The 8,598-nt window shown below is 49.6% G+C and carries 10 protein-coding genes; all 10 read right to left on the bottom strand.

What is annotated here, in order from left to right; genetic code table 11:
• Positions 1–79 precede the first annotated feature (79 nt).
• The 10 genes from C6Y45_RS17750 to C6Y45_RS16980 all read right to left on the bottom strand — a co-directional run bounded on the left by C6Y45_RS17750 (position 80) and on the right by C6Y45_RS16980 (position 7,967).
• On the bottom strand, positions 80–241 hold the full coding sequence (locus C6Y45_RS17750) for a hypothetical protein (protein ID WP_160058486.1): 162 nt from the start codon (positions 239–241) through the stop codon (positions 80–82).
• A gap of 34 nt (positions 242–275) precedes the next feature.
• Complete coding sequence (locus C6Y45_RS17020; protein WP_107586423.1) at positions 276–1,094, bottom strand: ion transporter; 819 nt, start codon at positions 1,092–1,094, stop codon at positions 276–278.
• Between the two features lie 415 nt (positions 1,095–1,509).
• Positions 1,510–2,157, bottom strand: a complete 648-nt coding sequence (hisIE, locus tag C6Y45_RS17015; protein ID WP_107586422.1) for a bifunctional phosphoribosyl-AMP cyclohydrolase/phosphoribosyl-ATP diphosphatase HisIE — start codon at positions 2,155–2,157, stop codon at positions 1,510–1,512.
• On the bottom strand, positions 2,154–2,912 hold the full coding sequence (gene hisF / locus C6Y45_RS17010; protein WP_107586421.1) for an imidazole glycerol phosphate synthase subunit HisF: 759 nt from the start codon (positions 2,910–2,912) through the stop codon (positions 2,154–2,156). The genes hisIE and hisF overlap by 4 nt, the downstream gene beginning before the upstream one ends.
• A gap of 1 nt (position 2,913) precedes the next feature.
• Positions 2,914–3,651, bottom strand: coding sequence for a 1-(5-phosphoribosyl)-5-[(5-phosphoribosylamino)methylideneamino]imidazole-4-carboxamide isomerase (gene hisA, locus C6Y45_RS17005; protein ID WP_107586420.1), 738 nt, complete (start codon positions 3,649–3,651; stop codon positions 2,914–2,916).
• Positions 3,644–4,270 (bottom strand): imidazole glycerol phosphate synthase subunit HisH, encoded by a 627-nt coding sequence (gene hisH / locus C6Y45_RS17000; protein ID WP_107586419.1) that lies wholly within the window; start codon positions 4,268–4,270, stop codon positions 3,644–3,646. The genes hisA and hisH overlap by 8 nt, the downstream gene beginning before the upstream one ends.
• Positions 4,267–4,860 (bottom strand): imidazoleglycerol-phosphate dehydratase HisB, encoded by a 594-nt coding sequence (gene hisB / locus C6Y45_RS16995; protein ID WP_107586418.1) that lies wholly within the window; start codon positions 4,858–4,860, stop codon positions 4,267–4,269. Before hisB ends, hisH begins: the two co-directional genes overlap by 4 nt.
• Positions 4,838–6,136, bottom strand: a complete 1,299-nt coding sequence (gene hisD / locus C6Y45_RS16990; protein ID WP_107586417.1) for a histidinol dehydrogenase — start codon at positions 6,134–6,136, stop codon at positions 4,838–4,840. Before hisD ends, hisB begins: the two co-directional genes overlap by 23 nt.
• Positions 6,133–6,780, bottom strand: a complete 648-nt coding sequence (gene hisG, locus C6Y45_RS16985) for an ATP phosphoribosyltransferase (RefSeq protein WP_107586416.1) — start codon at positions 6,778–6,780, stop codon at positions 6,133–6,135. The genes hisD and hisG overlap by 4 nt, the downstream gene beginning before the upstream one ends.
• Positions 6,777–7,967: an ATP phosphoribosyltransferase regulatory subunit gene (locus C6Y45_RS16980; RefSeq protein WP_107586415.1), complete on the bottom strand. Its 1,191-nt coding sequence runs from the start codon at positions 7,965–7,967 to the stop codon at positions 6,777–6,779. Before C6Y45_RS16980 ends, hisG begins: the two co-directional genes overlap by 4 nt.
• Between the last annotated feature and the right edge of the window lie 631 nt (positions 7,968–8,598).

Genomic DNA, 8,598 nt, shown 5'->3' with positions numbered 1-8,598 from the left:
CATTTCGATTACGATTCATAGAGGATCCTCCTTATGATGGTTTTTGGTTTAGCAACTGCATCATATCGGAGGATCTTTTTTATGTCCAGAGGGGCCAGACGAACCTGACAGGAATGCTCCGAGGCGATGAAGGCCGAGCAGAAGATCCATTTCTTCCGAGCAGTGGGAGGAAGAAATGAGCTGAAGCCGGCCCGCCCGGAAAGCGTCCTGAGGAGGCGAAAGCAGGAAATTGCATAGGCATGTATAAAAAACACTTTATAAACAGCTTTTTTGTACTACTTATTATTTTTCTGCTGGGCTATAAGCAGCTCTTTAATTTCCTGAACGTCTTTACGGAGTGCTTCGTTTTCCTCCTGCATTCTTACCATGTGTTTCTGCTGGGCTTCCTCGTCCTCGTGACCGAGATAATCAAGGATGACCGCAACAACAAGGTTTAAAATGACAAGGGCCCCGATGATAATAAAAGAAACAAAATAAAACCAGGCCCATGGGATTTCTGCAATAATCGGTCTTGCCACCTGACTCGCCCAGGATTCAAACGTCACAACCTGAAGCAGTGTGAACAGGGAACTGTGAAAACTGCCGAAAAATTCGTCCGGCAGCACCCCGCGGAAAAAGGTAGTCCCTATAATCGCATAAATCGAAAAGATGAGTGTCGTCAGTCCCAGAATACCGGTAAGAGCCGGGAGCGAGCGCATAAGAGAATCAATGATTTTCCGCAGCGCCGGAATAGCCGGTATCATACGGATCAGACGCAGCACGCGAATAAGACGAAGTACACTGACAAGCGGCGTGTTATAAAAAGCCAGGCTGAGTGCAACGATGGTAAAATCAAAAATATTCCATGCTTCGGAAAAATACCCTTTGATTCCGAGACCGGTCACTTTCAGTATAAGCTCCACTACAAAAATCCAGACGATAATCGTATCGAGCAGCAGCAGAACTTCATTTCCCGGACGGTAGGATTCTGCTACAATCACCAGACCATTCAATATAATAACCGCAATAATTGTCGGCTGAAATGCCGGATGCAGTACAAGATGCTGTATTTTTTCACGGAAGGTACGGGGAACAGCTTGTTCATTAGTTGTCATAAGTAATTATATCCCTTTCTATCTTGAATCACGCATTCGATTATAGCATGTTTAGCCGAATCTTAATAATGATCCTGCGTTCACAATAGTAAAAGTACTTAATAAACTGTTTTGCACAGCTGCTGCAGTTTATAAAATGATTCTTCATGCATAATTCAGTAAACACTTTCCCCAGGGGAAAGGCTCCGTTTCGTTTCTCCTTTTGTAACATGGGAACCCCCAATTTTCGATCCGGATATAACTTTTTTCAAGATAAAACAGCACCCTGATGCCATAGCAGGGTGCTGTTCAAAGTATTGATTAAGTTATCATGCCGGAATAATCATTCAGTTATTGTGCAGGCTTCTTCTTTAACCGAAAGTCTGCTGCGGTGATGGAGGAAACTTCGCACCAATTCGGTAGAAAGAATTCGTCACTACACTCCTTTTTTGCCGCTGTGACGCTCTTTCAGTCTGTTCAGGACGTCATCGAGCGGGAGTTTCTGTTCCTGAAGCAGCACGAGCCAGTGATAGAGAAGATCAGCACTTTCCCATGTCAATTCCTGCCTGTCCCGGTTTTTGGCAGCGATAATAACTTCAGAAGCTTCTTCTCCTACCTTTTTCAAAATCTTGTCGACTCCTTCTTCAAAAAGATAGGTCGTATAGGATCCTTCCGGTTTTTCCTGTTCCCGGACGGCGAGCAGCGATTCCAGCTCTTCGATAATGGCAAACCGTGCTTCTTTTTCTGCCGGCTTTTCTTCACTTTCCCAGAGCGTTTCATAGAAGCAGCTCACCGCGCCGGTATGACAGGCCGGACCCGCCGGATCAACGAATACCGTCAGTGCATCCTGATCGCAGTCGACCCGGATTTCCGTTACTTTCTGTATATTGCCGGAAGTGGCTCCCTTATGCCACAGTTCCTGACGGGATCGGCTGTAAAACCATGTTTCGCCCGTTTCGATCGTTTTATTCAGGGATTCTTTATTCATATAGGCAAGTGTCAGCACTTCTTTTGTCGCCTCGTCCTGCACCACCGCAGGAATAAGCCCTTTTTCGTCAAAAGAAAGTTGGTCTGTAGATATCATCGGATGGCTATCCCCTTTTCTTTTAAGTAGGCTTTCACTTCTGCTACCGACGTCTCCCGGTAGTGAAAGATGGATGCTGCAAGGGCTGCGTCTGCTTTCCCCTGGTGAAATACCGTTTCGAAATGCTGTTTATCTCCGGCCCCGCCGGAAGCGATGACAGGCACCGTTACAGCTTCACTGACCGTTTTCGTCAATGCTTCATCAAATCCGGTTTTTTCCCCGTCTTTATCCATGCTTGTCAGAAGAATCTCTCCGGCACCGAGGCTTACGGCCTCCTGCACCCACTCCACCACTTCCCGGTCTGTCGGGTTTCGTCCGCCGTGAGTGTAGACTCTCCAGGAGTTCAGTTCATCTTCCCATTTAGCATCGACTGCGAGAACGATACACTGTGTACCGAAAAAATCCGCCCCTTCGCGGATCAATTCCGGCCGCAGCAGTGCTGCGGTGTTCAGCGACACTTTATCCGCTCCAGCCCGGAGGATACGTTTCATGTCCTCGAGAGAGTTAATGCCGCCTCCGACTGTGAAAGGAATGGCCAGCCTGCCGGCAACTTCCTCCACGACATCGACCATCGTTTCCCGTCCTTCGTGGGAGGCTGAAATGTCGAGGAAAACGAGCTCGTCGGCTCCCTGCTCATCGTAAAAAGAAGCCAGCTCCACCGGATCTCCGGCGTCACGGAGGTTTACAAACTGAACGCCTTTTACGACGCGTCCTTCTTTTACGTCCAGGCAGGGAATAATACGTTTTGTGAGCATACTACTTCTCCACCTCCCGGACCGCTTCTTCCAGACTGATTTTGTCTGTGTACAGCGCCTTGCCGATAATGGCACCGGATATTCCACTTTCTTTATAAGCTGCCAGCTGGCGGAGGTCCTCCATACTGCTGACCCCTCCGGAAGCGATCACTTGCTTTTTTGTCGCCTGACCGAGTCCGGCAATAGCTTCCACGTTCGGGCCGTTCATCATGCCGTCCCGGGAAATATCCGTCATAATAAACGTTTCTGCACCGGCTTCCGCCAGTTCCTGTCCAAGCTCCTCTGCCCGGACCTCCGACGTCTGCAGCCAGCCGTGGGTGGCTACAAGGCCGTCACGGGCATCGATACCGATCGCAATTTTCTGCCCGCCGTAATTTTTCAGCATGCCGCGCACAAAATCAGGATCAGATATGGCAGAGCTTCCGAGAATAATCCGGGAAACACCCGCCTCCAAATACAGAGCCGCATCCGCTTCACTCCGGATACCTCCTCCGATCTGAATGTCCGCCTTCAGCTCTTTTGCCGCCCGGATGACGTGTTCGCGGTTTACCGGCCGGCCCTCTTTTGCTCCGTCCAGATCGACCATATGAATCCAGGATGCTCCTTTTTCCACAAACGTTTCCGCCATATGGAACGGAGAATCCCCGTACACTGTTTCCTGATTGTAGTCTCCCTGCAGCAGACGGACACATTTTCCGCCGCGCATATCTATTGCCGGATATATCGTAAAATCAGTCAACCGGAACGCCACCTTTCTGCTCCACAAAGTTTTTCAGCATGCTCATACCGACAGAGCTGCTTTTTTCAGGATGAAACTGGGTCGCCCATATTTTTCCGCGTCCTACGACAGCCGCGACTTCCTGATCTGCATAATCGGCGGAGGCAATCAAAATATCTTTGTCGGATGCCTTAACGAAATAAGAATGAACGAAGTAAACGTGTCCTTCCTCCACCTGATACAGCATCGGATGCTGCGGTTTATGAAAAATCAGCTGATTCCATCCCATATGAGGCACTTTGTCTTTACCGGCAGGAAAATGAACGACCCGGCCGGGCAGAAGTGACAGTCCGGCTGTACGGCCGTTTTCTTCACTTTCTTCAAACAGAAGCTGCATTCCGAGACAGATACCGAGCAGCGGATTGCCGCTTTCTGTCCACTGTTTAATAAACGTGTCCAGTCCGCGCTTTTCCAGTTCTTCCATTCCATCTTTAAAAGAACCGACTCCAGGAAGAATCAGCATATCTGCCTTTGCCAGCTCTTCGGCATGCTCAGAAAGAAACGGCTCGTAGCCAAGACGCTCCAGCGCTTTCGTTACACTGTGAAGGTTCCCCATACCATAATCGATTATTCCTATCATGAAAGACTTCCTTTCGTGGACGGCACACCTTTTACCCGCGGGTCCAGCTGCGTGGCTTCGTCAAGCGCCCGTCCGAGTGCTTTAAAAACAGCTTCTATTACGTGGTGTGCATTCGTTCCATAGTGAACATTCACGTGCAGATTGATCCGGGCTTCCAGCGCCAGCTTCCAGAGAAACTCCTCGATCAGTTCGGTATCAAATGTGCCAAGTTTTCTATGAGGAATTTCCCCGCGCAGCACAAAGTGAGGACGGTTGCTCAAATCGACAACGACGTGAGCAAGCGCATCATCCATCGGAACGAAGGCAGAGCCGTAGCGGCGGATTCCTTTTTTGTCTCCAAGTGCTTCCTGAAGGGCTGAACCGAGTACAATACCGATATCCTCTGTTGTATGATGATCATCAATTTCCACATCCCCACGGGCTTCCAGGGTCATATCGAACAAGCCGTGGCGTGTGAACAAATCAAGCATGTGTGTCATAAACGGCACGTCCGTTTTTAAGTCTGACCGGCCTTCTCCATCGATATTGAAAGCGAGGCGGATCTGCGTTTCCTGCGTTTCCCTGATTTTATCTGCCTGACGTTTTTCCATTGGATTCTCCTTTCTCCAGCCGGATTTCCACCGCACGTGCGTGGGCCTCCAGATTTTCAAGACGGGCAAAAGCAGCAATTTTTCTTCCGTTTTCCTGCAGCGCCTGCTCACTGTATGAAATAATACTCGATTTTTTCGTGAAATCTTCCACGTTTAATGGACTGGAAAAGCGGGCTGTTCCGTTGGTCGGCAGCACGTGGTTCGGTCCCGCAAAATAATCACCAACCGGTTCCGAGCTGTTTTCCCCAAGAAAGATAGCTCCGGCATGCCGTATTTCTCCGACAAGATCCCACGGCTTTTCCGTATGGATTTCCAGATGTTCCGGCGCCAGTTCATTAACGGCCCGGACAGCTTCCTCCATTGTTTCCGCTGTGTAGACAGCTCCGTAATCCCGCACGGAGGCCCCCGCGATTTCTTTTTTCGGAAGGGTTTCCAGCTGTTTTTCTATTTCCGCTGCCGTTTTTTCTGCAAGTTCCCGGCTCGTGGTTACAAGCACGGAGGATGACATCGGATCGTGCTCCGCCTGGCTGAGAAGATCGGCAGCAATAAACTCCGGGTTTCCGGTTTCATCTGCCAGAACGACTACTTCACTCGGCCCGGCAATCATATCAATATCCACTGTACCGTAAACAAGCTGCTTGGCGAGTGCAACGAAAATGTTTCCGGGTCCGGTGATTTTATCGACAGGGACAATCGTCTCTGTTCCATAGGCAAGTGCTGCGACAGCCTGGGCTCCCCCTGCTTTATAAATTTCTTTTACACCGAGCTCCTTCGCCGTGTACAGTACAATGTTTTCGAGCGTACCGTCTTTTTGCGGCGGGGAAACCATCACGATTCTTTCCACACCGGCTGTCTGTGCCGGCACCACATTCATAATAATCGACGACGGATAGGCGGCCCGTCCACCTGGCACGTAAACGCCGGCTGCTTCCAGCGGAGTGATTTTCTGGCCGAGAATCGTTCCATCCTGCTTTGTTGTAATCCACGTTTCCTGCCGCTGTCTTTCATGAAAATCCCGTACATTGCTTATCGCTTCCCGTATTACCTCCCGGGTCTCTTCCGGGACAGCTTCTTCAGCTTCCATCAGTTCTTTTTCCGTCACTCGGACATCTTTCGGACGAACAGCGTCAAACTTCTCCGTATACTCTGCGACAGCTTCATCTCCACGTGTCTTTACGTTTTCGAGAATTTCCTGCACTTTCCGGCGCTGCTCCGTTGTTCCCTGATCGATCGAACGTTTTAAAGAAGGGGAATCTGTCAGTGGGACGATTTTCACGAAACTCCCTCCTTCCCCACTACCTCTGCAAGGCGGTCGACCATTTCGTCAATCTGCGCAGCTTTCGTCCGGTAACTGACCGGATTTACGATGAAGCGGGAAGTAATCGGCATCATCGTTTCCATTTCCACGAGTCCATTTTCACGGAGTGTCTGACCGGTGGAGACAATATCCACGATTCTGTCTGCGAGGCCGACGATCGGCGCCAGTTCAATCGATCCGTTCAGTTTAATAATCTCCACCTGCTCCCCCTGCTCCCGAAAATAATCGGAAGTGAGCTTTGGATACTTGGAAGCGATTTTTGGGGCCACGTCACGCCCGGGGTCATAGCTTGGAAGAGCAGCAACAGCCATATAGCAGGAGCTGATTTTCAAATCAAGCACTTCGTAGACATCACGCTCTTCTTCAATCATGACGTCTTTTCCTGCCACCCCTGCATCTGCCACTCCGTGCTCAACGTAGGTCGGCACATCCATCGGCTTCGCCAGAATAAAACGCATGCCTGACTGGGGAACTTCAATAATCAGCTTTCTGGAATCTTCAAATTCCGGCGGCAGATCATAGCCCGCTTTCCGGAGCAGTTCGACCGCTTCTTCAAATATTCTTCCTTTCGGCATCGCCACCGTCACTAGTTCACTGCTCATGATCCGCTTCCTCCATTTCCGTTTGTTCCTATAAAGTACTGCACTTCCTGAAACTGGGCAGAGAAGGCGTCCACCTGCTGAATGCCTGTAATCTCCTGCATAACGACCGAACGTCCGCCGCTGCGGTGGCTTCTCGCTTCGTTCATCGCTTCTTTGCGGCGTTCTCTGCTGAAAATAATGCACAGATCAGAGGCAAGAGGCTTTTTCTCCTTCCCGAGGGCTTCTGTCAGCCGGTCCACTCTCAGACCGAACCCTGTAGCCGGTTCTTCATGATGAAAGCGACCGAGAAGCTGATCATAGCGGCCTCCGCCTCCGAGCGGATATCCGAGTCCTTCGCTGTATGCTTCAAACACCGTTCCAGTATAATAGCTCATATGCATCACAAGATTCAGATCAATCATGACGTTCTGATCCATATCGTAGTCAGCAAGTATCTCCAGCAGCTGCTTCAGCTGGGAAAGGGCTTTTTTTCCTTCCGCTGATTCGGTCAGCTCTTCTGCCTTTTCCAGAATTTCTGTTCCGCCTTTAAGCCGGAGTAGTTCATACAGCCTCCGCTTGTCGAGCGAAGAGAGCGGCAGTTCATCGACCGCTTTCCGGAAACCGACGTAGTTCTTTTCATATAAGTAGCGCTTAAACTCCTCGACCCGTGTTTCCTGGCCGAGCACTTCAAATAGCAGGGCGTTGACAAATCCGACATGGCCGACTGCTGTCTGATAGGAAGGGATGCCTGCATTTTCCAGGGACGATACCATCAGCGATACCATTTCTGCATCCGCGCTGGCAGAAGCGTCCCCAATGAGCTCCACACCGACCTGTTCGAATTCCGCTGGTTTTCCTCCTTCATACTGCTGGGCCCGGAATACCGGGGCGTCATAGGTCAGACGGAGCGGCCTGTGGGCTTCTTTTAACGTGGAAGCTGCAATCCGGGCAATCGGAGCTGTCATATCCGGCCGGAGTACAAGTGTATTGCCTTCCTGATCGAGAAGTTTAAACAGCTGTCTGTCAAGAATAGCCGAAGCGGTTCCGACTGTTTCGTTAAATTCGACTGTCGGTGTCTGAACCGATTTGTAGCCCCACTGCTCAACTTCACTGGAAACCGCCTTCTTTACCTGCTGTTTCAGTTCATACAGCTCTGGAAGTGTATCCCGCATTCCCTGAGGTTTTTCAAACATAAATAACTTTGACATGTGCCCTTCCGCCCTTTCTGTCCCGTAAATACTTTAGTATGATAACGTGATAGAGTAATAAAGATCTAAATGTTAGTTTACAGGGGGAGCCCTCCCCCGTCAACCTTCCTTCTTTCAAGTTTCATTACTGGAGAACGAGCGCCTGCTGGAAGGCTGCTTTGAAGATAGAATATAAATAAAAGTAATATCCGCCTTCGTTTCCATGGGGAGGCTTTCCGAGCGGGCTGCTTTACGTTTGTTAATTCAAAAAAGTTTTTCACAAGTTATCAGCAGTGATCTTTAATAAAGTCTCTGTTAAAGCTCCATGTGATTTTTGAAGGTTGCCTGCGGCTCTTTTTTCTAAAAAAAGAGCCGTCAGTTTTTTGATTAAATGATTGGTAGCTAATATTTATTCCAGTCGTTGTATAAGCTCCTTCTCTTACCGGTGGAAGCTTGCCGTGGGGCTGGTCTTCAGCTATTTTCCATGGCCTGCGCCATGGAAAAGGATCTTCTGACTGCGCTCATTCTGTAGTGCCCCCCTTATCTTGGACACTCCTACATGAAAGGAGGGGTTCTTATGGCAGTTGGACAGTTTACGGAACAGGAAAAAATAGCCGCGGTTCATCTCTATCTCTCGGACCATTATTCGTAT

It is taken from the genome of Alkalicoccus saliphilus (genome assembly GCF_003044065.1).
Lineage (GTDB): Bacteria > Bacillota > Bacilli > Bacillales > Salisediminibacteriaceae > Alkalicoccus > Alkalicoccus saliphilus.
Note: the sequence above shows the minus strand (reverse complement) of the source record. Positions and strands in the feature narration are given on the sequence as shown.